The following is a 22,437-nucleotide window of genomic DNA, read 5'->3' as shown; positions in this document are numbered from 1 at the left end:
GACCAAATAATGAAGAAGAAAAACGAGACCAAGGGCAGTCTCTTGCCCTCGGCGTTGGCTGACGTCGAGCTTCAGCACATCGAGCGCGCACTCGCGCAACTTCGCACGATGCACAAGCAGTCTTCCGGCACGCTCAACGTCGAATACTGGCGGGAGCGGCTCGCCGCCGTGGTCAAGGGTTACGCGCTCGTGCCGGCGCAGAAGCAACGCATCGAAGCGTTGCGCGTCGCGCTCGACACAGTCGACAGCGGTCCGCGCGACGGCTCCGGCAGCCGTAAAAGATCGACCAACAGGCTTTGGGCGAAAGCGGCCTAAGAACCGCTTTCGCCGCTCGCGCTGCGGCGCGAATCCCTCGTTCGCGCCCGCGTCTCGCGACGAAGCGGGCGTGCAACGGTCCTTTGAACTTCCGACGATTCACGGCACGTGCGTTTCAACGCGCCGCTTTGCCGCGTCAGGCACCGTTCATGCTCGAAAGCTAGTCTTTCGATCATGCCGGGAATCGCCATGTCCACTTTCTTTCACGACCGCGCGGGCGCATCGCGCCGGCCCTCGCCGATGCTCGCGAACGCGATCGTCGCCAGTCTCATCGCGACGTTCAGCACGGTCGGCGTCGCGCAGATCACGAACGGCGGCGGCTCGGAGCGACAGGAAAGCCGTCAGTCGGATTCGAGCTCGCGCGCGAATCCATCGGGCTCGCCGCTGGTCGAATCGCAGAAACCGCAATCGAAGGATGCCGCGCAGGGCCGCGCCGCGACCGCCGACAAGAAGCACAAGGCCGAGGGCAGCACCGGCTTCAACAACGGCCTTTACGGCACGGGCGCGGGCAACAACAAATGATGCGCGCTTAGTCGCGATGCCGCTGCGGCGCGCTCGTGATCTCCGGCGCGATCGCCGCGTGATTGACGATCGCGACGAGCGACACGCCGCCAATCACATTGCCGATGAACGTCGGCACGAGGAACACGAAGAAGTAGTCGGAGATGTCCGCCGCGCCGATCATCACCGCGTAGGCCGCTTCGACCGATCCGGCGATGACGTGCGTGAGCTTGCTCACAGCGACGGTGTAGGTCACGAGCAGGATCGTGAGGAGCCGCCCCGAGCGCGCGCTCGGCAGCAGCCATACCATCAGCGCGATCAACCAGCCGGAAAACACGCCGCGAACGACGGTCACGCCGAAATCGGCGGAAAGCGGCGTCATCGCGACCTTGGCGAGCGCCTCGCTCACTTCCGGCGAAAAGACGCCGCGAATCTGCAGGATCGCGGCGAAGATCGTCGTGCCGACCAGGTTGAAGAAAAGCACGATCGCCCAAAGGCGCAGCGCCTTGAACAACGTCGACAAATCGCGCCGCGTAAGGACCGGCAGCACCGCCGTCAGCGTGCTTTCGGTGAAGAGCTGCTGACGTCCGAGGATCACGAAGACGAAGCCGATCGTGTAGCCGAAGCTCGATACGAGTCCCGTCCAGCGGGCCTCCGGCAGCGCGCTTTCGAGAATCGACTGGACGAGAAAGGAGAATCCCATCGACAGGCCGGCGGCGAGCGCCGACCACATCAGCGCGGCGAAGGTGCGCTCCATCGCGACTTCGCCTTCCTCGCGCACGATCTCGTGGATGACGAGCGGATGCGGTGCGGAATGCTCGGCGGCTTGCTCCTGCTCGGCGCTGTCGAGATGCGGCGAGTCGGCCCCCGCTTGCGGGTCGTTCATGTTCTTTCTCCCTGAACGCCGCTCGATGCGAAATGTGGATGAGCGGCTGGCGCATCCACGAAGCAGGAAGAATGCCCGTTGATTATCTGGCGACCCCGCCGTCGAGCGATTCGTAACCGCGCCACTTGTAGATGAGCGCGGAGACGATCCAGCACGCCGCGAACAGCGCGACGATGCCGTAGCCGAGCATCCCGAAGTGCTCGGAGAGCGACGCTGCCACGTCCCACAGTCCGCCCTTCAGCCGCAGCCGGTCCGCGATCAGCCCGAGCGCCTCGATGCCGCCGATCAGCACGGCAATCAGCACCGAGACGAGCGTCACGGTGAGGTTGTAGTAGAGCTTGCGGATCGGCTTCATGAAGGCCCAGCCGTAGGCCCCGGTCATCAGCAGGCTGTCGGCGGTGTCGATGAGCGACATGCCCGCCGTGAACAGCATCGGGAACACGAGAATCGACCACACCGGCATGCCGCGCGCCGCTTCGGCCGCCGCGATGCCCATCAGCCCGATTTCGGTCGCCGTGTCGAAGCCGAGGCCGAACAGAAAGCCGAGCGGATACATGTGCCAGCTCTTGCCGATCAGCCTGAAAAGCGGACGGGCGATGCGCGCGAGCGGACCGCCGCCGACCGTGAGCATGTCTATGTCGTCGTCGCGGCAGGTTTCGCCGCGCCGCACGCGACGGAACGCGCGCCATACGCCGCGCAGCACGAACAGGTTCATCGCCGCGATCGCGAACAAAAAGAGCGACGACACCGACGTGCCGATGATTCCGCCGATCTCGCGGTACTCGGCGAACCGGCCGTGCACGGCCATCGCCGTCGCGGCGATGAGCGCGGTGGCGGCGATGACGATCGTCGAATGTCCGAGCGAAAAGAAGAAGCCGGCGAAGTGCGGCCGCTTGCCTTCGTGCATCAGCTTGCGCGTGACGTTGTCGATGGCGGCGATATGGTCGGCATCGACCGCATGGCGCAGCCCGAGCGAATACGCGAGCAACGACGTGCCGAGCAGCAGCGGATAGTGACGGAACGCGACCAACGCCCAGAGCCATGCGAGCACGTTGAACGCGATCAGCCCGCCGATGAGCCGCGCGGATTTGCGCGGCAGATTGCGATGCGCCTGATGCGGCGCGGAAGCGGGCTCGATCGGTTCGGACATATGCGCGCGCTTGCGAGGATGAAGGGACAAAGCATAACGTGCGCCGATGCATGGTCAAAAATCGGATGCATATTGCGTCGAATGCGAAATCCTTAGCCGGATTCCTTGGTTGGGAGGCGTGCGACGCGCCGCTACCATGGCCCTTCGCCATTTTCGACGTCCGCCATGCCCCGCTATCTCGACGACGCCCAACGCCAGGAACTCCAACGCCAGCGCGAAACCTGGCGCTGGCGCAGCGAATGGCCGACGTGGGCGGTCGCCGTCGCGATCTACGGCGGATGGTTCGGCGTCGCGCTCAACGCGCGCGCGATCGGGCTGGTTCCGGCCGTCGCGCTGCTCGCGGTGCTGTCGTGCTGGTATATGTCCCTGCAGCACGAGCTGATGCACGGTCATCCGACGCGCTGGCCGCTCGTCAACATGCTCATCGGCATCGCCCCGCTCGCGGTGTGGTTTCCGTATGAGGTGTATCGCGAGTCGCATCTGCGGCATCACGACGACGCGCATCTGACCGAGCCGGGACGCGATCCCGAGAGCTATTACGTGACGCCCGAACAGTGGGCGAGCGCGGGCCCCGTCCTGCGCGCCGCGCTCGCCGCGCGCAATACCTTCGCGGGCCGGATGCTCGTCGGGCCGTGGTTCTCGATCGCGGCATCGTGGCGCGAGGCGGCGCAGGCCGTCGTCGAGCGGCGCTGGAAAATCGTCGCGAGCTGGATCGTGCATCTCGCGTCGCTCGTGCTGCTCGCGAGCTGGCTCGACACGCGATGCGGCATTCCGTGGCGCGCCTTCGTGTTCGGTGTCGGCTATGCGTCGCTCGCGCTGGCGTCGATTCGCTCGTTTCAGGAGCATCGCGCGGCGGAGAGCCATAGCGAACGCACGGTCGTCAACGAGGCTGCGTGGCCGTGGCGACTGCTCTTTCTCAACAATAACTTTCACGCCGTGCATCACGATCTGCCGGGCGTGCCGTGGTTCGCGCTCGGGCGGATCTATGCGCGGCGGCGCGATGCCTATCGCGCGAGCAACGGCGGTTTCGTCGTGCGCGGATACGGCGAATGGGCGAGCCGTCACGCGTTCGCGCAGGCTGCTGAACCGGTGCATCCGTTCGCCGCGCCGGACGCATCTGCCGATCGACGCCGCGACGCGCGCCGCGAACCCGCGCGTCTCGCGAGCTGACGCCTCCCACGGTACGATTCGCGTCATGCACTGGATCGCCGCCCTGCCGATGTACAACGTCGCGCCCGCGCTCGCCGCGGATTGGCGCACGCTGCTCGAACGTGTCCGCGAGCAGCTCGCGGACTGGCTACGCGCACGCGGCGATACGCTCGAGATCGTCCATCCCGGTGCGGATCTCACCGCGTTCTGGCTGCGCGACGACGTGTTGTTGTCGCAAACCTGCGGCTATCCGCTCGTGCATGCGCTCGCGAATCGCGTGCAAGTCGTAGGCGCGCCCGATTTCAACGCGCCCGGCTGCGAAACCGGCGCTTATCGCAGCGTGATCGTCGTCGGGGCGCGTGTCGGCGCGCAATCGGTCGAAGACTGCCGGAACCTGCGCGCAGCCTACAACGACGACGATTCCAACAGCGGCATGAACCTTTTCCGACACGCCGTCGCTCCTTACGCGCACGACGGGCGCTTTTTCGCGTCGGTGACGAAAACCGGCGCGCATCTCGCGTCGCTCGCCGCAATCGCCGAAGCGCGCGCTGACATCGCCGCGATCGACTGCGTCACGTTCGCGTTCGCGCAGGCGCATCTGCCCGAATTGACGGCGGGCGTGCGCGTGCTCGACGTGACCGCCGGCGCGAGCGCGCTGCCGTTCATCGCGTCGCTGCGCGTGCCGCCGGATTCCATCGACGCAATCCTCGACGCCCTCGCCGGTGCACTCGCGGACGACCCCGCGCTCGCCGCACGGCTGAGGCTCAAAGGCATCGTCAGACGCACACAGACGGACTACGCGGCCATTCTCGACTACGAGCGCGAGGCCATCGAGCGCGGCTATCCTCGCCTCGCCTGACACTTCGCCCCACGGTGCATTCCGGCAGATTCCGCGGACTTTCGGCACAATCGGTCTTTTCAGCGCGTGAAACCAGCGCGATGCCGGATGCATCGCGATCCGTCACGCTTTCGGAAAGCCGCAATGATCCCCTTCTCGCTACTCGACCTTTCCCCGGTTCCGCTCGGCTCGACGCCGGCCGACGCCTTCGCCCATTCGCTCGATCTCGCCCAGCACGCCGAGCGCTGGGGTTATCTGCGCTACTGGCTCGCCGAGCACCACAACATGACGGGCATCGCCAGCGCGGCGACCGCCGTCGTGATCGGCCATATCGCGGCGGGCACGAAGACGATTCGCGTCGGCTCGGGCGGCATCATGCTGCCGAATCACGCGCCGCTCGTGATCGCCGAGCAGTTCGGCACGCTGGCTTCGCTGTTTCCGGGACGCATCGATCTCGGACTCGGACGCGCACCCGGCACCGACCAGACCACGGCGCGAGCGCTGCGCCGCGACCTGCACGGCAGCGCCGAATCGTTTCCCGATGACGTCGTCGAATTGCAGCGCTACTTCGCCGATCCGGTCGAAGGCCAGCGCGTGCGCGCGGTGCCCGGCGCCGGCCTGAACGTGCCGATCTGGCTGCTCGGCTCGTCGCTGTTCTCGGCGCAACTCGCGGCCGCGCTCGGGCTGCCGTTCGCGTTCGCGTCGCATTTCGCGCCGGATTATCTGCTGACCGCGCTCGAGGTCTATCGCAAGCAATTCCGCCCTTCCGCGACGCTGCAAAAGCCCTACGCGATGGTCGGCGTGAACGTGTTCGCCGCCGATACCGCCGATGAAGCACGCTTTCACTTCACGTCGCTGCAGCAGCAGTTCATCAATCTGCGGCGCGGCACGCCCGGACAATTGCCGCCGCCGGTCGAGTCGATCGCGTGGAGCGACGCCGAGCGCGCGGGCGTCGAGCATTCGCTCGCGTGTTCGGTCGTCGGCGCGCCCGCCGATGTCGAAGCCGGGCTGCGCTCGGTCATCGATCAGACGCAGGCCGACGAGCTGATCGTCACCGCGCAGATCTTCGATCACAAGGCGCGTCTGCGGTCGTTCGAGCTCACGAGCCAGGCGCGCGACGCGATCGGCGCGAGCGCCTGAACCATCGGCCTGAGCAGAGAAAATTAGGGGTCGCAAGGCTTCGACGGGTCTCCCGCTTTACGCGCGCGCTTTTGACAGGCAATAATGAGATACCGGAGGACGGCGCGGGCCGCGCCATCCTTCGCGTCCGCTTCACTTGCCAAGTTGAAACTCCGCATGGCGCGCCCGATATTCGTGCACGCCGGTGTTCGGCGCGGCGACACAACAACAACGACGTCGCAAGACGGGAGGAAGAATGTCGATGCCGAGAAGCGCCGCCACTGGCGCCATGACGCTCCTGACGGAATACGACGATGCCAGCGGACAGGAAGTGCGTTCGCTGCGCCTCGAACCGGCAGCGGACGGCAAAGCCGTACTGCTGATTGAAATCGATGAGCGCAAACCCGGCATTCACCGCGAAGTGCGTTATGAGATTACGCCCGCGGAGCTGATTGCCGCCATTCGCGCGCACGGTGCCGAATTACCTGGGGAACAACACAGTCGTTAAAACGTTTTAATAGTTGCCATCGGCAGCATACAATAGAGTTAGCGAGGTTTCGGCCGCCATGCGGAATTGGCGGAGCGGCTTCGCCATCGGTTCGTGGCTCCCCACGTGACGTTCCGCGCGCTTCCCGTTCGCGCGTCCGTCACGGCGATGCTCGGGCGGGCGAACGTTCGCATTGGTGGCAATGCACACATTAAAGGCAAAGTCATCGCGCGAATTAATAGGCGTGCGGTAATACACTAATTGACGCGTGCCATGCACTGCGTCACGCTTCATAAAACACATATATTCAAGTCATCGAACCGCCCCGGTCCGCGCGGGGTTTCGGTTCGTCCTCTGAAAATCAAAAAGCTGAATCAGGAAAGCCGTGGACGAAAGAAAGCGAGACAGCATCATTGCGTATTTGCGCAGCCGAATGGCTGAGTTCGGCATTTCGGAAAGAGCGTTGGCCGAAGCATTGGCCGAAGCGCCGGCGGAGAATCCGCCGCCGCCCTCCTTCACCAAGACCAACGGGACTCATGGCGCACCCAAGGCAAAGCGGCCGATGCCGCAATTGCCCCTGATACCGCATTCGTCGGATGCCGGGGCGCCGATATTCCGAAACGCGAGCGGCGATACGTGGGACGGCATCGGCGATATGCCCGAGTGGCTCAAGCGTGCGGTGCACGCCGGGCAGGACATCGAGTTTTATCGCGTTTGAGCGTCGTCGGCACATTGCCGAGGCAGGCCGCGCCTCGCTCGCGGCGGTTCGCGCGCGTCCTTTGAAACGCAGACCCGGTACATTGCGCCCAGCGCGCTCGCCGGTCGCGTTTTCGCTGCTCATAGGCAGCGTTCATAGGCAATTCACAGGGATTTATCAAGCCCAAAAAATTTTCGCCGATGGTTGCCCATCGAGCCTGAAAACGTTTATTGATACTTCTCTGTAAGTCGGCTCCTATTCGAGCCACGCATCGGCCTGACGTCAAGCACGCCCGATCAAGTCCCGCCGTCTCCATTCGACCAGGGGGCACGCATGAACGCATACGGACGCCGCAACGTTGCACCCGCCGCTCGCCGGCATCGACCGACACAGGAACGCGCGCGAGGCACCGGCTCGGGTTCGCACAGTGGCGCCTGACGTCCCGGTCAACCGAAGTAATCCTAACGATCGAGCGGCGCGCGCCATGCTCTCCCGTCCCGACACACTGCCGAGCGTCGTGCGGCGCATGACGGCCGGACGCATGCTGCTCGGTGGCGCGTCGGTCGAGGCGGTGGCCGAGGCGCTGCATCTTTCCTTGCAAACGGTGCGGCGTTACAAGGCGATCGTCGACGAAGGCGGCCTCGACGCGCTCGGCAAGATGGGCGTCGGCGGGCGCGCGTCGGTGCTGGATCGCGAGGCGCTCGACTGGATCGCCGCCGCGCTGCGTGGGCCCGCGCGCGCGCATGGTTTCGAGAGCGATACGTGGACCAATGCGCGTCTGCGCGAACTGATCGAGCGGCGCTACGGCGTGCGTTACTCGCGCGTCTATATCTGGCAGATCGCGACGAACCTCGGGCTCGGACATTTGCTGTCGAAGTCGCGCCGCTGAGCGCGTTCCGCAAGTTGACTGAAGCAACACGAACATAAGGAGGCACGGCATGTTCCGCTCGTCATCTCAAGCTTCGCATCGTTCGGTCAGGATTCTCGCCGCCTGCGTGGCGCTCGCTTTCGGCGCGATCGGAAGCGCATCCGCCGACGATGCCGCGTCCGCCCCGACGGCGCGCGGCGCGGCGGCCATCGCGCAGGTGCAGGCGCGCGTGGTCGGCATCGATCCGACGACGAACAGCGTGTCGCTGCAGGGTCCGGGCGGGCGCGTCGTCGAAGTGGCGGTGAATCCCGAAGTCGGCGATGTGAAGAAACTTCAGCTCGGCGATATCGTGAACATCGAATATCGCAGCGCGGTGCTCGTGAGCGCGACGAAGGTGAAGTCGAACGGCATCCGCGAGCGCATCGACACGGACGCGTTGATTCCCGCGTCGGGGGGCGTGGCGGCGGAGGCGCGCGTCGTCGAGGTGATCGGGACGATCGAGCGCGTCGATGCGAAGAACCGGCGCATCACGCTGCGCGGGCCGAACAAGACGGTGACGCTGCAAGCCGCGCCGGATGTGCCGCTCGCCGGGTTGAAATCCGGGGATATGGTGCACGCGCGGTTCGAATCGGCGACCGCCGTGCAGGTGATGCGCGGCGGCCAGGGGATCAAATGAATGTGTGCGGTTGTCCACAGTTTTTGTGGAGAGCCTTGTGGATAGCCGTGGGAGCATCGCCTCAACGCTTTGATCGCAAAGGCTTTTCCTTCGTGCATCGACAACGCGGCAGCCGCTGAAAAACGAAACGCCCCGCAGGGCGTTTCGTCATCCTCTCAGGCTCGAAGCGCGCCCTTCGCGTCAGAAATTGAAGTTGTCGATATTCGCGGCATCGAAGGTCGTCGGCGGGCCGAGAATCACTTCCCCGCTCTTGCCCACCGTGCGCTTGCCCAGCTTGCCCGCCTCGAACGAATCGCCTTCCTTGCCGGTGATCGTCCCCGATGCGAGATTGGCCGCCGCGAACGCCGCGAGATAACCCAGTTGACCCGGATCCCACAACTGGAACGCCTTGACCGTGCCGTTCTTCACGAACGCGCGCATCTGATTCGGCGTGCCGAGGCCCGTCACGACGACCTTGCCCTTCGCCGGCGAACTGGAGATATAACGCGCCGCCGCCGCGATCCCGACCGATGTCGGCGCGACGATACCCTTCAGGTTCGGATAAGCCTGCAACAAGCCCTGCGTCTCGACGAAGGACTTCTGATCGTCGTCGTTGCCGTACGCGATCTTCACGAGCTTCATCTTCAAATATTCGGGCTTCTTCAGTTCCTCCTGCATCCACTTGATCCAGGTGTTCTGATTCGTCGCATTGGGCGTCGCCGAGAGAATCGCGAATTCGCCCTCGCCGCCGATCAGCTTCGACAGCAACTGGATCTGTCCGCGTCCGATCGCTTCCGAATCGGCCTGATTGACGAAGATCTGCCGGCCATCGGGCGCCGTGTCCGAGTCGAAGGTCACGACCTTGATCCCTTGCGACATCGCCTTCTTGAGATACGGCACGACCGCGTTGGCATCGTTCGCCGCGATCACGATCGCGTTCTGCCGCTGCGTGATGAGCGTGTTGATGTAGCTCACCTGCGACGACGCGCCCGCATCCGACGGACCCACGACCTTGCCATCGCCCTTGAGCTCCTTGATCGCGGCCATGCCGCCGTCGTCGGCGATCACTTCGTACGGGTTGTTGATCTGCTTCGGCAGGAAAGCGATCTTCAGGCCGCTCTTGATATCGGCGGCGCTCGCCGAAAGCGCCACGGTCGCCGCGAGAAAGGCCGCCGCCAGCGCCGGCCCGCGCAGGAATCGATGAGGTTTATTCATGTTGGCATGTCTCCTGTCATTGCGCATTGGCTGCGCTGGTTGATTACGACGTTCAAAGCGCCTGCGCCATCAGACGCTTCTCGCGCGCGGCCCGCCAGCGCGCGACGAGATTCGGGATCAGCACCGACGAAAGCAGCAGCGCGCCCGTCACGATGGTGAGCGTTTCGCTCGATACGTCCGCGAGCGTCAGCGCATTGCGCAGCACGCCGATGATGACGAGCGACAGCAGAACGCCGATCATCGAGCCGCGTCCGCCGAAGATGCTCACGCCGCCGAACAGCACCGCCGCGATCACCGAAAGCTCGAAGCCCTCGCCGTTGTCGCCGCGCGCGCTCGTGAAGCGCAGCGTGTAGACGATGCCCGCGAGCGCCGCCATCGCGCCCGACATCATGAAGAGCTTCAGCTTCGTCTTCGCCACATCGATGCCGGAAAATTGCGCGGCCGTCGGATTCGCGCCGATCGCGAAGAGGCTGCGGCCGAAAGGCGTCGCTTGCAGCAAGACCGTGAAGATGATCGCGCCTGCAATGACGAGGACGAACGGCATCGGCAGGAAGGTGTCGCCGACCGTATCGATGCCGAACGCCGTGTACGACGCGGGAAAATCCGCGATCGCCTGATCGCCGAGCAGCACGTACGCAAGGCCGCGAAAAAGCGCGAGCGTGCCGATCGTCACCGCGAGCGATGGCAGACTGAAGCGCACGATCACGAGGCCGTTGAGCAGGCCAGCAAGCGTGCCGAACGCGAGCACGAGGACGATCACGAGCGGCATCGGCAAGCCCATGTGCCACAGCACACCCATCAGCGCGCTCGATGCGCCGAGCACCGACGCCACCGACAAATCGATCTCCGCCGCGACGATGATGAGCGTCATTGGCAGCGCGATCAATGCGATCTCGGTGAAGTCGGCGAGCATGTTCGAGATGTTCGCCGTCGACAGGAACAACGGCGACAGCACGCGCCCGGCGACGAGCGATACGACGAGCACGATCGCGAGCATCGCTTCCCATTGCAGAGGGCGGCGTTTCGTCGTGGACAGAGCGGAATCCGGTTTAGCCATGATCGCGTTTCCTCATCATGCGGCGCGCGACGGAACGCGCGAGCAAGGTATCGAGCGCGATCGCCGCGACGATCAGCGCGCCTTGAATCGCCTGCTGCCAGAACGGCGACACGCGCAGCACCACCAGTGCGATGTTGATGACGCCGAGCACGAGCGCACCGAGCGTCGCGCCGGCGATGGTCCCGACGCCACCCGTGATCGCGACGCTGCCCACGACCGCCGCCGCCACCACTTGCAGTTCTATGCCCTTCGCCGTGCTGGCATCGACGGTGCCGAAACGCGCGAGCCACAGCACGCCCGCGAGCCCCGCGATCGCGCCGGAAAGCAGGAAGCTGATCATCACGCGGCGATCCACGCGTATGCCCGCAAGACGCGCGGCCTCGGGATTCGAGCCGATCGCATAATGCTCGCGCCCGCCGCGATACTGCTTCAGATACACCGACAGCGCGATCAGCACGACGAGCGCGATCAGCACGAGATTCGGCACGCCGATAAGCGAGCCCGTCGCGATGGACGCGAATGCGTCGGGCAGGCTCGTCGCGTTGATCTGGCCGCCGTGGACCCACGCGTAATCCGCGCCGCGCACGATATAGAGCGTCGAGAGCGTCGCGACGAGCGACGGCACGCGCCCGAACGTGACGAGCGCGCCGTTCACCGCGCCGATCACGAAGCCGATGCCGATTCCCGCGAACATCGCCACGATCACCGGCATGTGCGGGAACATGACGAAGAGGCTGCCGACGCCATACGCGCTCACGCCGACGACCGACGCCACCGACAGATCGATATGCCGCATCAGCATCACGATCGTCATGCCCGCCGTCAGCAGGCCGATGATCGACACGTTGAGCAGCACGTCGCGCAGGTTCTGCAGGTTCAGGAAATCGGGCTTCACCGCGCCGGTCGCGCCGATCAGCACGAGCAGCACGATGAAGAGCGTCAGCTCGCGGCTCTTCGCGATCGTGACCGCGAGGCTTTCGCGCTTCGTATCGGCGGCGTGCATCGCGGGAAGTGAAGATGTATGTCGAGTCATCATGCTGCGTGCCCCAAAACGGCAGGCGATGCGCCCAGCGCAGCGCTCATTACGCGTTCTTCGTTCGCCTCGGCGCGCGCGATATCGGCGCTGATGCGGCCTTCGTGCATCACGAGCACGCGATCGGCCATGCCGAGCACTTCGGGCAGCTCGCTGGAAATCATCAGCACGGCCATGCCTTCTCTGACGAGTTCGGCGAGCGTGCGATACACCTCCGCTTTCGCGCCCACGTCGATGCCACGCGTCGGTTCGTCGATGATGAGCACCTTCGGATTCGTCGCGAGCCATTTGCCGAGCACGACCTTCTGCTGATTGCCGCCCGACAGCGTGCCGACGGGCGCATCGAGATCGCTGGCCTTCAGACGCAGGCGCTTGCCCCAGTCGGCGGCGAGCGTCGATTCGCTTCTCGCCGTGATGAGCCCGTGGCGCATCAATCGGCCGAGCACCGTCAGCGATGCGTTGCGCGCGATGCTCAACTCCAGCGCGAGCCCTTGCGCGCGACGATCTTCCGGCACCAGCGCGAGCCCGGCGCGCACCGCCGCCGCCGGATGCCCGAGCGCGAGCTTCTTGCCGGCGATCTTCACCTCGCCGCCATCGACCGGATCGATGCCGAAGATCGCGCGCGCCACTTCGCTTCGTCCCGCGCCGACGAGTCCCGCGAGCGCGACGATCTCGCCCGCGCGCACATCGAAGGACACGTTCTTGAACACGCCTTCGCGCGTGAGATTGCGCACCGAAAGACGCACGTCGCCGGGCGCGACATCGGCTTTCGGATAGAACGTGTCGAGATCGCGGCCGACCATTTTGCTCACGATCGCATCGATGTTCATGTTCTCGGTGAGCGCGTCGTGGACCTTCATGCCGTCGCGCATGATCGTCATGCGCTGCGTCAGCGCGAACACTTCATCGAGACGATGCGTGATGAAGAGAATCGCGGCATCGCGCTCGCGCAACGCACGCACGATCGCGAAGAGCCGCTCGACTTCGGGCAGCGAAAGCGCGGCCGTCGGCTCGTCCATGATGAGCACGTTCGCGTCGAGCGACAGCGCCTTCGCGATTTCCACGACTTGCTGATCCGCGATCGACAATCCGCGCACGAGCCGTTGCGCGCGCAGATTCACGCCGAGCGACGCGAGCAACGCATCGACTTCGCGATGCATCTCGTCGTAGCGAATGCGCCCGAAGCGATCGCGCGGCTGGCGGCCCATGTAAATGTTCTCGGCGATGGAAAGATCGGCGAAAAGCGTCGGCTCCTGATAGATCACGGCGATGCCCGCATCGCGCGCTTGCGCCGGATTCGCGAAGCGGCGCGCCTCGCCTTCGACGAGCAACTCACCCGCATCCGGCTGATAGACGCCCGCGAGCAACTTCACGAGCGTCGATTTGCCCGCGCCGTTTTCGCCGAGCAGCGCGTGCACTTCGCCGGGAAAGAGTTGCAGGCTGCCGTCGCCGAGCGCGCGCACGCGGCCGAACGATTTGCTGGCGTGTCTCAGTTCAAGACGTGGCGTCGTCATGTCGTTTTCCTCAGATGCGGTAGATGCGTTCCGCGTTGCGCACGAAGAGCGCTGCTTTCTCGCTGTCGCTCGCGTCGGCGACGATGCGCGCATACGCGTTCCACAACGCCGTGTACGTGCCGAACAGCCGATCCACCGGAAAGTTCGATGCGAACATCGCGCGCTCGACGCCGAACGTATCGATCGTCTCGTGCACGTAAGGACGCAGGCTTTCGATAGTCCAGCCGTGATCGAACATCGCAAAGCCGCTCAGCTTCACCGCGACGTTCGGGCAAGCGGCCAGCAAGCGCATGCCGTCGCGCCACGCGCGATAACCTTGCGTCGATGCGCGATCCACGAACATGCCCGCATGATTGACAATGAATTGCGTATCCGCATGCTCGCGCGCGAGTTGCGCCGCCTCTTCCATCTGCGATGGATAAAGTTGCAGATCGAACGACATGCCGAAGCGCTTGAGCGAGCCGAAGTGCCTGCGCCATTGCGGCTCGCGCATGTAATGACGCCCGACGTAGTCGTAGAGCTTGCTGTCATGCACGTTGAGAATCTGGCGGATGCCGCGCGTATTGGCGAACGCCGCATGCGCTTCGAGCACTTGCTGCGCGTTATCCGCCGACAGATCCGCGCCCGCGACGATGCCGTTCGGCATGCCTTCGATATCCGCGATCGATTGAAGCCAGCGCGTTTCCTCGACGGGATCGGCGGGATCGTGATTTGCATCGACGTGCACGAGCTTCAGCACTTCGATGTCTTCGGCATCGCGCAGCAGATCGGTGAGCAGATAGTCGTGCTGCAAGTCGCGCGCATCGCCGACGAACGACGTCTGCGGATTCGCAAGCCACGGGTAATGATGCGTCTTCAAGTCCCACAAATGAATGTGCGGATCGACGACCTGCATGATGGCGTTCCTCGCGAAAGAGGCGAACGTTTCAGGGAAGATGAAAGACCGGCACGAGCGGCGTCGTCACGGGCGAATTGTCCGCGTGCGTGTCCATCAACTCGGCCATGAGGTTCCACCACTTGCGCATGATGGGCAGCGTCGGCAACGCATCGGTCGTGTGCGTGTCGGTGCGCTGATAAATGGCGAAGAGATGCCCGTTCGAGTCGTCCAGAAAGATCCGGTAATCGCGGATTCCGGCGGCGCGCAACGCATCGGCCGGTTCCGGCCATATCTCGCGATGACGCTTCTCGTATTCCTCGCGCATGCCCGGCTTGAGGGTCATGCGAAATGCCACTGTCTCCATGGCGGACCGCCTTTTTATGTTTGGTGAATCCCTGTGTTCGGGACTCGTTGTGCTGCGACTATAATTCGCCGACCGATAACACGACAATCCGATTGCAGGATTGGCCGATCGCAAAAACGTATCGCTGCGCCGTATCATCGCGCGGTTCCGAGCGGACTGTCGAATGAACCAGAACGTGTCCCAAAGTGTGTCGTCCAGCCTTTCACCGATCGCGCTCGTCAATCGGCTGAAGTTCAAGCATCTCGCCCTTCTCGTCGCGCTCGACGACGCGCGCAATCTGCATCAGGCCGCCGACGCGATCAACGTCGCGCAGCCGAGCGCGAGCCGTATGCTCGCCGACATCGAGGAAGCATTCGGCTTTCTGCTCTTCGAGCGCAATGCACGCGGCATGCAGCCGACGCCGCTCGGCACCGCCGCGCTCGCTTACGCGCGCCGCTCGCTCGCGGACCTGACGCGCTTCGCCGACGATCTCGACGCCAAGCGCCGCGGCGGTCACGGTCAACTGACGGTCGGCGCGATCATGGGCGCAGCGCCCGACGTGCTCGCGATGGCCGTCACCGAATTGAAATCCGAACGTCCGCTACTGAACGTGCGCATTCTCGGCGAGACGAGCGATCAGGTTGTGCAATTGCTGCATCGCCGCGAAGTCGACCTCGCGCTCGGACGCCTCACCACGCCGTTGCAGCACAACGATTTCGACTTCGAGCCGCTCGCGCGCGAAGCGATGCGGCTTGTCGTGCGCGCGGGGCATCCGTTGGCGGACAAGGCTTCGCTTGAGCTGCAAACGCTCGTCGGCTGGCCCTGGATTCTGCAACCGATCACGAGTCCCGCGCGCGGCCTCTTCGAAGACGAACTCGCGCGCGCCGGGCTGACGACGCCCGCCGATATCGTCGAATGCGCGTCGATCTTCGCGACGCTGCAACTGCTGCAAAACAGCGAAGCCGTCGCGATGCTGCCGGAATCAGTCGTGCGCGACTATCTGCGCGCGCAATTGCTGATCGAACTGCCGATCGAGATCGGCAAGAGCCTGTCCGGATTCGGCTTGTTGCGGCGCAAGTTCGAAACCTTGAGCGAACCGGCCGAGTACTTCATCGCGTTGTTGCGCAAGTACTCGGCGTCGTCGCGTCACTGAAGGTTCACGAACAGCCCGCCATCGACGAGCAAGGACGCGCCCGTCACATAGCGCGCCCGATCCGAAGCCAGAAACACGACGCACTGCGCGACATCGTCCGGTGCGCCGAGACGTCCGAGCGGGATGCGTTTTTCCATGTAGGCGCGCTTGTCCTCGTTCGAGAGATCGTCGGCGTTGAGGTCCGTCGCGATCGTGCCGGGCATCACCGAATTGCAGCGGATGCCGTACGGTCCCAACGCGATCGCGCAGGATTGCATCAGCGAATGCACGCCCGCCTTGGTCGGCGTGTAATGCGTCTGCATGCCGCCGCCGACGAGCGCGCTGATCGAACTCGTCGCGACGATCGCACCGCCCGTGCCCTGCGCTTTCATCTGGTTCGCGGCGGCCTGGGTGACGTAGAACGCGCCGTTCAGATTCACGGCGACCGTGGTTTCATAGACAGAAGCCGGCATGTCGAGGAACGCGTGAAACGGACAGATGCCCGCGTTGCTCGACAGCACATCGACGCGCCCGAACGCTTCCACCGTGCGCCGGATCAGTTCGATGCCGGTTTCGCGCTCGGCGACGTTGCCTTCGACCGCGATCGCGCGCCGCCCGAGCGCCTCGATCTCGCCGACGATCGATTCCACCGCCGACGCCTTCCCGTAAGACGTGTCGTTGTCGCGCCAGTAGTTGATCGCGACGTCCGCGCCTTCGCGCGCGCTCGCGAGCGCGATCGCACGGCCGATGCCGCGCGAGCCGCCCGTCACTACGACGACCTTGTTCTCCAGCAACATGCGATGCCCCTCAGTGTGTGTAAGGCCGCGTCAACGCGCATTCCGGATTCAGCCGCACGCCGAAGCCCGGCGTCTCCGGCACCTTCATGCGGCCGTTGACCGGCACGGGTTCGTCGAGCAGCAAGGGCGTGAACATCGGCACGACCTGATCGGCCTTGGGCGCCATCATCAGAAACTCGGCGAACGGCGAGTTATGACGCGTCACGACGAAGTGATAGCTGTACACCGACGAACCGTGCGGCACGACGAGCACGTTGTGCGCGTCCGCGAGCGCCGAAATCTTGATGAGCTCCGTGATGCCGCCGCACCAGCCGACATCCGGCTGCACGAGATCCGCGCAACCCATTTCGAACAGCATGCGAAAGCCCCAGCGCGTCGCTTCGTGCTCGCCGGTCGTCACCATCATGCCGCCCGGCACGGAACGGCGCAGTTCGGCATAGCCCCAGTAGTCGTCGGGCGGCAGCGCTTCTTCGATCCACTTCAGGCCGTGCTCGCGCGCCGCGTTCGCGAGGCGCTTCGCGTAGTTGAGATCGAGGCTCATCCAGCAATCGAACATCAGCCAGAAATCGTCGCCGACTTTCGCGCGCATGTCCGCGAGCTTCGCAATGTTCTTGTGCAGCCCTTCCTCGCCTTCCGCCGGGCCGTGCTGCAAGGGCATCTTGCCGCCGATGAAACCCATCTCCTTCGCGAGATCCGGACGCGCGCCCGTCGCATAGAACTGCAGCTCGTCGCGCACCGGTCCGCCGAGCAGATGGAACACCGGCTCACGGCGCACCTTCGCGAGCAAATCCCACAGCGCAAGATCGACGCCCGAAATCGCGTTGAGCACGATGCCCTTGCGCCCGTAATACAGCGTCGCGTTGTACATCTGATCCCACATCTTTTCGATGTCGGTCACGCGCTGGCCTTCGAGAAAGCGCGCCAGATGCTTCTCGACGATGAACGCGCCGATCTCGCCGCCCGTCGTCACCGCGAAGCCGACGGTGCCGTCGCTCGCTTCGATCTCGACGACGAGCGAGCCGAGCACGTTCAGCCCGAACGACTGGCGGCTCGCGCGATATTCGGGATAGCGGGCCATCGGCGTGGCGATGTGATCGTCGATCCAGTGATCGGCGCCCTGATCGTGGTAATCGGCGCCGCCGCCGCGAACGGTGAAAGCGCGTACTTGCTTGATCGTCGGCATGGACATGTGTTCGTCTCCTTCTCTGTTCTTTCTGTTCAGGATGCGCTGGCGGTTTCGCCGCGCGTAATCGAATGACGTTCGGGCACGCGCACCAGCACGACGATGACAAGCGCCGCGAGCACGCTCGCGCCCGCCAGCACCATCAGCCCCGCGCTCGCCGAATGGAACGCGGCTTCGGCGGCGGTGCGGGCCATCGGCGCGAAGAAGCCGCCGAGTCCGCCCAGCGAATTGATGAGCGCGATGCCCGCCGCGGCGGCCGCGCCCGTGAGATAACGCGTCGGAAAGGTCCAGAAGAGCGGTTGCGCGGCGATGAAGCCGCTCGCCGCGCAGCACAGCGCGATCAGCGACACGACCGGCGATCCCGCGATGCCCGACACGGCGATCGAGACGCCCGACATCGCGAGTAGCGCGACCGCGCACACGCGATGCCGGCCGGTGCGATCGGCGTAGCGCGGCACGATCCACGTCACGATCACGGCGGCCATCCACGGCAGCGCCGTCACCAGTCCCACGCGAAATCCGACTTTCGTGCCGAGCAGCGCCGACACCTGTTGCGGCAGATAGAACACGACGCCGTACACCGCCGCCTGAATCAGGAAGTACACGCAACAGAGTACGAGCACGCGCGGATCGACGAGCGACGCGAGCACACTGCGCGGTCCGTGCGACGACGCCGCGCGCGCATCGTCGTCGAGGCGGCTGGCGAGCAGCGCGCGCTGATCGGGCGTAAGCCAGCGGGCTTTCGCGGGATCGTCGTCGAGATACCAGAACGCCCACACGCCGACGATCGACGCGAGCAGTCCTTCGACCAGAAAGAGCCATTGCCACCCTTTCAGGCCGAACGCGCCGTGCAGATCGAGCAGCAGACCGGACAGCGGCGCGCCGAAGATGAACGCGAGCGGCGCGCCGAAATAGAACACGCCGAGCGCACGCGCGCGCGACGATTGCGGAAACCAGCGCGTGAGGTAATAGACGATGCCGGGAAAGAAGCCCGCCTCCGCCACGCCGAGCAGGAAGCGCAGGGTATAGAACGTCGTGGCGTTATGCGCGAAGGCCATCGCCGCGGAGACGAGGCCCCACGTCACCATGATCCGGCACATCCACAGCTTTGCGCCGACGCGATGCAACAGCAGATTGCTCGGCACTTCGAAAATCGCATAGCCGACGAAAAACACGCCCGCGCCGAAGGCGAACGCGGCGTTCGTGAGGCCGGTGTCCTGCTGCAGCGCCTTTTGAGCAAAGCCGATATTCGCGCGGTCCAGAAACGCGAGCACGTACATGAGCAGCAGAAACGGCAGCAGCCGGCGCATGACACGCGACGTGACCGCGCCTTCCGCCTGTGCGGAATGGTTCATGTGAGTCTCCCGATGATGCGTTTCAGTACGTCGCGCGTCCGCCCGACAGATCGAACACCGCGCCGGTGCTGAACGCGCAGTCCTCGGACGCGAGCCACAGAATCAGCGACGCAGCTTCTTCCGGCATCAGGAAGCGGTTCATCGGAATTTTGGAGAGCATGTAGTCGATGTGCTGCTGCGACATCGAATCGAAGATTTCGGTCTTGGCAGCGGCGGGCGTGACGGCGTTCACGAGGATGTTCTTGCCCGCGAGTTCCTTGCCGAGCGATTTCGTGAGCCCGATCAACCCGGCCTTCGACGCGCTGTAGTGCGACGCGTTCGGATTGCCCTCCTTGCCCGCGATCGACGCGACATTGACGATGCGCCCGTAGCCCGACTTCAGCATGTGAGGCACGACGGCGCGGCACGTCAGGTACGGCCCGATCAGATTGACATCGATCACGCGCCGCCATACGTCGGGCGCGAGTTCCCAGGTCGTGCCGTTGCCACCGGTGATGCCCGCGTTGTTGACGAGCACGTCGATCTTGCCGTGCGCCGCCAGCGCCTTGTTCACGGCTGCATCGACGGAGGATTCTTCTGTCAGTTCGACGACCGCGTCGCTGACTTTGCGCTCCCTGTACTTTGCCGCGAGCTCGGCGCTCGTGCGGGCGAGGCGCTCGCCGTCGACATCCCAGAGCGATACCTCGGCGCCGGACTGCAGCGCGCGTTCCGCCACAGCGAGGCCGATGCCGCGCGCGCCGCCCGTGACGATCACGACGCGGTTCGCCAGGTCGATACGGTTCATGGATGTGTCTCCTTTCGTTGTTCGTTGCTTTGGATGGTCATGCCGTGAGAGGCACTATAGTCCGGCGGCAATAGCGCAACAATTCGAAAGGGCGATCGTTCGATAGCAAAAGCGGATCGGTGGCGGAGTCGAACCGGGCGGGGGTTAAGATTTCTCGATACAAATCGCGGAAACGCGCCTAAAGTTATAATTTCTCGATAAACGTTAAGAAATCTCGATGACACCGATCGGTTATTCCCGACTCATCGCCATCGGCGAACTGCGCGTAACGCCGCCGCGGAGGCTGGCGTACGCCAGTTCGTCGGTAAACCGGCGCGTCGACAGCGAGAGCCATATTCTGTTTCCAAACAGCGTGGCGTTCGACGATACGCCCGTCGGTCACTTGGAATTCGCGCTACGCCACGAAGGCGTGAATCTCGAGATTATCGATGCCGCGTTCGAGCATATCGAGCCGGAAGAACTCATCGCCCGTCTGCGCGCGACGCCTTCCGGCGAGCAGATTCGCCGCGCCTGTTTCCTGTGGGAATGGCTGACCGGCAAGGCACTGGATGCGGGCGTGAGCGTCCGCGGCGGTTACGTCGATCTCTTTGCGCCCGATGTCTATTACACGGCGCCGCAGCCCGTGAATTCGCCTCGCTACCGCGTGCGCAATAACGCGCCGGGCACGCCGTGGTTTTGTCCGGTCGTGCACCGCGCCGCGATTCCGGACGATCCGCCCTTGAGAGACCTGCTTCAGGAAGCGCAAAGCGCGCTCGACGCGATGCAGGACCCCGATCTGTACAAGCGCGCGCTCGCTTTTCTGTATTTATCGGAGACGCGCGGCAGCTACGCGATCGAATCCGAAACCCCCAGCTCCGACAAGCAAGAGCGTTTTGTGCAGCTTCTGAAGCGCGCGGGCGAGCCTGCGAAGATCGACGAAGAATGGCTGGTGCAGTTGCAAAACGTGATCGTGCGGGACGTGTATAGCCAGGAAGCGTCGTATCGGACGAGACAAAACTGGCTGGAGGACGCTGCGGGCCGGATCGACTTCTTTCCCGCGCCGGTTGACGATCTTCGACGCGTGATGACCGATTGGGAAGCCTTCGTCAACGATCGGAAACGGTGCCCCGATGTGCTCGTGAAGGCCGCCTGCGCGGCCTTCGGCTTCGTTTATCTGCATCCGTTCTTCGATGGCAACGGCCGGCTGCATCGATTTCTCATCCAGCACGTGCTTGCGCGCTCGGGCGTGCTAGGCGCGGATACCGTGATTCCGGTGTCGGCTGTGATGGAGCGAAACATTCCGGCTTACCACGCCGTGCTGACGGCGTTCTCGCGCCCGGTCACGCGACTGTGGAATTACCGTCGCGTAGAGACGGAGCCGCTCGTACTGAGTGCGCCTTCGAGCCGCGCGTATCGGTTCTTCAACGCGGATCGTGAAGTCGCGTTTCTGCACGCGATGATCAAGGAGGCCGTGCGCGAGGAAATTCCGCGCGAGATCGCGTGGCTTCAGGGCTACGACGCCGCTTTTGCGCAACTGAACGACGAGTTCGACTTGCCGCGAAAGGATCTTTCAGCGCTCATTCGGATGGTTCAGTCGAACAAGGGGGTCCTGTCGGCGCATCGCAGGAAGCAGTATCAGCACCTTCCTCGCCCCGTACTCGACCGAATCGAGGAAGTGGTGCACGGTGCGTTCGCAAGCAGGGCGGCAGACTCGGAAAGTTAAGATTTCTCGAGTCAAACGCCAAAAATCCATCAAAAATCAAAATATCTCGTTGGGCGTGAAGAAATCTCGATTCCCTCGCCCCTCAGTGCGTTTGCCGGCGCTCGGGCCTTTCCATCCCGGAAACGTGGCCGCGCGGCATGGCGACCGAATCCTTGAAATGCTTATCGGCAAAAAGCGCGAATCCGAAAAGCGCGGCCACGCCGAGCGGGCAAATGACGAAAGCAGCAACGAGCACGGCAACCTCCATTCGATGATGCTCGCAGTGTATCCCGCGTAAAGCCGCCAATTGTCGTGAAAATCGACAATACTCCGTTCAATGTTCGCGAACTTTCACCCTGTTTGATTTGATGAGCGTGCGTATTCGCACCGGATCGTGGTGCCAGGCACGGCCGTTGCTAAATGCACCAGCCGTCGATCCCGACACCGAATCAACCTGGAAAAGCATGTTCACACCGAAAGCCTGCACCGCTACCTGCGTACTGGACGGAATGCCCGTCACGCTGACCTACTTCCCCGACACCACGCTGCTGCGGATCACCGACGCGAATGGCCGCTGCGTGCGCGAAACCCGCTGGCCCGCGCCGTGGCGGACGTTGCTCGCGACCTTGCGCGAATTCAGCGGACGCGATGCCGAAAGCCAGCTTTCGACCTTGCTCGACGAGATTCCCGCCATGTCGAAGCCGACGCGCGAGCTGGCATCGGCGCTCGCGTAGCGGAATGTTTCATCACTAGAATCAATGAGTTCCATCGAGACAATTTTGAGCGCGCGGACCTGCGCCA

The 22,437-nt window shown here is 64.1% G+C and carries 25 protein-coding genes; 12 read left to right on the top strand and 13 right to left on the bottom strand.

Annotated features, from left to right (window positions below; all coding sequences use genetic code 11):
- Nucleotides 1-9 precede the first annotated feature (9 nt).
- Both NCS67_RS16025 and NCS67_RS16020 read left to right on the top strand, forming a co-directional pair.
- Nucleotides 10-315 carry a hypothetical protein gene (locus NCS67_RS16025; protein WP_008353512.1) on the top strand — a complete coding sequence of 102 codons (306 nt, stop codon included), beginning with the start codon at nucleotides 10-12 and terminating at the stop codon, nucleotides 313-315.
- A 189-nt stretch (nucleotides 316-504) separates the two neighbouring features.
- Nucleotides 505-837, top strand: coding sequence for a hypothetical protein (locus tag NCS67_RS16020; protein ID WP_008353516.1), 333 nt, complete (start codon nucleotides 505-507; stop codon nucleotides 835-837).
- Nucleotides 838-844: 7 nt separating this feature from the next.
- Here the strand turns inward: NCS67_RS16020 and NCS67_RS16015 are convergent, their stop codons facing one another.
- Together NCS67_RS16015 and NCS67_RS16010 are read right to left on the bottom strand one after the other, a co-directional pair.
- Nucleotides 845-1,702 carry a formate/nitrite transporter family protein gene (locus tag NCS67_RS16015; RefSeq protein WP_008353518.1) on the bottom strand — a complete coding sequence of 286 codons (858 nt, stop codon included), beginning with the start codon at nucleotides 1,700-1,702 and terminating at the stop codon, nucleotides 845-847.
- Nucleotides 1,703-1,784: 82 nt separating this feature from the next.
- Nucleotides 1,785-2,852 carry a HoxN/HupN/NixA family nickel/cobalt transporter gene (locus NCS67_RS16010; protein WP_008353519.1) on the bottom strand — a complete coding sequence of 356 codons (1,068 nt, stop codon included), beginning with the start codon at nucleotides 2,850-2,852 and terminating at the stop codon, nucleotides 1,785-1,787.
- A gap of 165 nt (nucleotides 2,853-3,017) precedes the next feature.
- Here NCS67_RS16010 and NCS67_RS16005 point away from each other — a divergent pair, with 165 nt between their 5' ends.
- The 7 genes from NCS67_RS16005 (at nucleotide 3,018) to NCS67_RS15975 (ending at nucleotide 8,686) form a co-directional block, all read left to right on the top strand.
- Nucleotides 3,018-4,022, top strand: a complete 1,005-nt coding sequence (locus tag NCS67_RS16005; protein ID WP_250435693.1) for a fatty acid desaturase — start codon at nucleotides 3,018-3,020, stop codon at nucleotides 4,020-4,022.
- Nucleotides 4,023-4,047: 25 nt separating this feature from the next.
- Nucleotides 4,048-4,860 (top strand): phosphate/phosphite/phosphonate ABC transporter substrate-binding protein, encoded by an 813-nt coding sequence (locus NCS67_RS16000; RefSeq protein WP_250435691.1) that lies wholly within the window; start codon nucleotides 4,048-4,050, stop codon nucleotides 4,858-4,860.
- Between the two features lie 123 nt (nucleotides 4,861-4,983).
- Nucleotides 4,984-5,979, top strand: coding sequence for an LLM class flavin-dependent oxidoreductase (locus NCS67_RS15995; protein ID WP_008353522.1), 996 nt, complete (start codon nucleotides 4,984-4,986; stop codon nucleotides 5,977-5,979).
- 241 nt (nucleotides 5,980-6,220) lie between these two features.
- Nucleotides 6,221-6,466, top strand: coding sequence for a hypothetical protein (locus tag NCS67_RS15990; protein ID WP_008353523.1), 246 nt, complete (start codon nucleotides 6,221-6,223; stop codon nucleotides 6,464-6,466).
- Between the two features lie 364 nt (nucleotides 6,467-6,830).
- The gene (locus NCS67_RS15985) at nucleotides 6,831-7,163 is read left to right on the top strand and encodes an H-NS family nucleoid-associated regulatory protein (RefSeq protein WP_008353524.1); all 333 of its coding nucleotides are present in this window, start codon (nucleotides 6,831-6,833) and stop codon (nucleotides 7,161-7,163) included.
- A 463-nt stretch (nucleotides 7,164-7,626) separates the two neighbouring features.
- Nucleotides 7,627-8,031, top strand: a complete 405-nt coding sequence (locus NCS67_RS15980; RefSeq protein WP_008353526.1) for a helix-turn-helix domain-containing protein — start codon at nucleotides 7,627-7,629, stop codon at nucleotides 8,029-8,031.
- 49 nt (nucleotides 8,032-8,080) lie between these two features.
- Complete coding sequence (locus NCS67_RS15975) at nucleotides 8,081-8,686, top strand: copper-binding protein (protein ID WP_250435688.1); 606 nt, start codon at nucleotides 8,081-8,083, stop codon at nucleotides 8,684-8,686.
- 180 nt (nucleotides 8,687-8,866) lie between these two features.
- Here NCS67_RS15975 and rhaS read toward each other — a convergent pair whose 3' ends face one another.
- From rhaS to NCS67_RS15945, 6 genes are read right to left on the bottom strand one after another with little or no spacing between them, the layout of a single operon-like run.
- Complete coding sequence (gene rhaS / locus NCS67_RS15970; RefSeq protein WP_250435687.1) at nucleotides 8,867-9,880, bottom strand: rhamnose ABC transporter substrate-binding protein; 1,014 nt, start codon at nucleotides 9,878-9,880, stop codon at nucleotides 8,867-8,869.
- 52 nt (nucleotides 9,881-9,932) lie between these two features.
- Nucleotides 9,933-10,937 carry an ABC transporter permease gene (locus tag NCS67_RS15965; protein WP_175979240.1) on the bottom strand — a complete coding sequence of 335 codons (1,005 nt, stop codon included), beginning with the start codon at nucleotides 10,935-10,937 and terminating at the stop codon, nucleotides 9,933-9,935.
- Complete coding sequence (locus NCS67_RS15960) at nucleotides 10,930-11,970, bottom strand: ABC transporter permease (RefSeq protein ID WP_502801861.1); 1,041 nt, start codon at nucleotides 11,968-11,970, stop codon at nucleotides 10,930-10,932. Before NCS67_RS15960 ends, NCS67_RS15965 begins: the two co-directional genes overlap by 8 nt.
- Nucleotides 11,970-13,484 (bottom strand): sugar ABC transporter ATP-binding protein, encoded by a 1,515-nt coding sequence (locus tag NCS67_RS15955; RefSeq protein WP_008353538.1) that lies wholly within the window; start codon nucleotides 13,482-13,484, stop codon nucleotides 11,970-11,972. Before NCS67_RS15955 ends, NCS67_RS15960 begins: the two co-directional genes overlap by 1 nt.
- A 10-nt stretch (nucleotides 13,485-13,494) precedes the next feature.
- Entirely contained in the window at nucleotides 13,495-14,379 is an 885-nt protein-coding gene (locus tag NCS67_RS15950) for an amidohydrolase family protein (RefSeq protein WP_250435686.1), read from the bottom strand.
- A 31-nt stretch (nucleotides 14,380-14,410) separates the two neighbouring features.
- Entirely contained in the window at nucleotides 14,411-14,725 is a 315-nt protein-coding gene (locus NCS67_RS15945) for an L-rhamnose mutarotase (protein WP_250435685.1), read from the bottom strand.
- A gap of 163 nt (nucleotides 14,726-14,888) precedes the next feature.
- Here NCS67_RS15945 and NCS67_RS15940 point away from each other — a divergent pair, with 163 nt between their 5' ends.
- Entirely contained in the window at nucleotides 14,889-15,857 is a 969-nt protein-coding gene (locus tag NCS67_RS15940; RefSeq protein WP_008353543.1) for a LysR family transcriptional regulator, read from the top strand.
- Here NCS67_RS15940 and lra1 read toward each other — a convergent pair.
- From lra1 to NCS67_RS15920, 4 genes are read right to left on the bottom strand one after another with little or no spacing between them, the layout of a single operon-like run.
- Nucleotides 15,851-16,633: an L-rhamnose 1-dehydrogenase Lra1 gene (gene lra1 / locus NCS67_RS15935; protein ID WP_008353544.1), complete on the bottom strand. Its 783-nt coding sequence runs from the start codon at nucleotides 16,631-16,633 to the stop codon at nucleotides 15,851-15,853. The genes NCS67_RS15940 and lra1 overlap by 7 nt on opposite strands.
- Nucleotides 16,634-16,643: 10 nt before the next feature.
- A complete protein-coding gene (gene rhmD / locus NCS67_RS15930; protein ID WP_008353545.1) occupies nucleotides 16,644-17,822 on the bottom strand; it encodes an L-rhamnonate dehydratase in 1,179 nt (392 codons plus the stop codon).
- 29 nt (nucleotides 17,823-17,851) lie between these two features.
- Nucleotides 17,852-19,171: an MFS transporter gene (locus tag NCS67_RS15925; RefSeq protein WP_250435684.1), complete on the bottom strand. Its 1,320-nt coding sequence runs from the start codon at nucleotides 19,169-19,171 to the stop codon at nucleotides 17,852-17,854.
- Between the two features lie 22 nt (nucleotides 19,172-19,193).
- The gene (locus NCS67_RS15920; protein WP_250435683.1) at nucleotides 19,194-19,955 is read right to left on the bottom strand and encodes an SDR family oxidoreductase; all 762 of its coding nucleotides are present in this window, start codon (nucleotides 19,953-19,955) and stop codon (nucleotides 19,194-19,196) included.
- Nucleotides 19,956-20,172: 217 nt separating this feature from the next.
- On the opposite strand from NCS67_RS15920, the gene NCS67_RS15915 reads away from it, so the two are divergent.
- Nucleotides 20,173-21,657 (top strand): Fic family protein, encoded by a 1,485-nt coding sequence (locus tag NCS67_RS15915; RefSeq protein WP_250435682.1) that lies wholly within the window; start codon nucleotides 20,173-20,175, stop codon nucleotides 21,655-21,657.
- Between the two features lie 82 nt (nucleotides 21,658-21,739).
- Here NCS67_RS15915 and NCS67_RS15910 read toward each other — a convergent pair whose 3' ends face one another.
- Nucleotides 21,740-21,904, bottom strand: coding sequence for a hypothetical protein (locus tag NCS67_RS15910; protein ID WP_160172889.1), 165 nt, complete (start codon nucleotides 21,902-21,904; stop codon nucleotides 21,740-21,742).
- A 196-nt stretch (nucleotides 21,905-22,100) separates the two neighbouring features.
- On the opposite strand from NCS67_RS15910, the gene NCS67_RS15905 reads away from it, so the two are divergent.
- Nucleotides 22,101-22,370, top strand: coding sequence for a hypothetical protein (locus NCS67_RS15905; protein ID WP_033536125.1), 270 nt, complete (start codon nucleotides 22,101-22,103; stop codon nucleotides 22,368-22,370).
- The last annotated feature ends 67 nt before the right edge of the window (nucleotides 22,371-22,437 follow it).

It is taken from the genome of Caballeronia sp. ATUFL_F2_KS9A, from assembly GCF_023630765.1.
In the GTDB taxonomy this organism is placed as follows: Bacteria; Pseudomonadota; Gammaproteobacteria; order Burkholderiales; family Burkholderiaceae; genus Caballeronia; species Caballeronia zhejiangensis.
The sequence above is the reverse complement of the archived record's forward strand: the minus strand, read 5'-3'. Positions and strand labels throughout refer to the sequence as shown.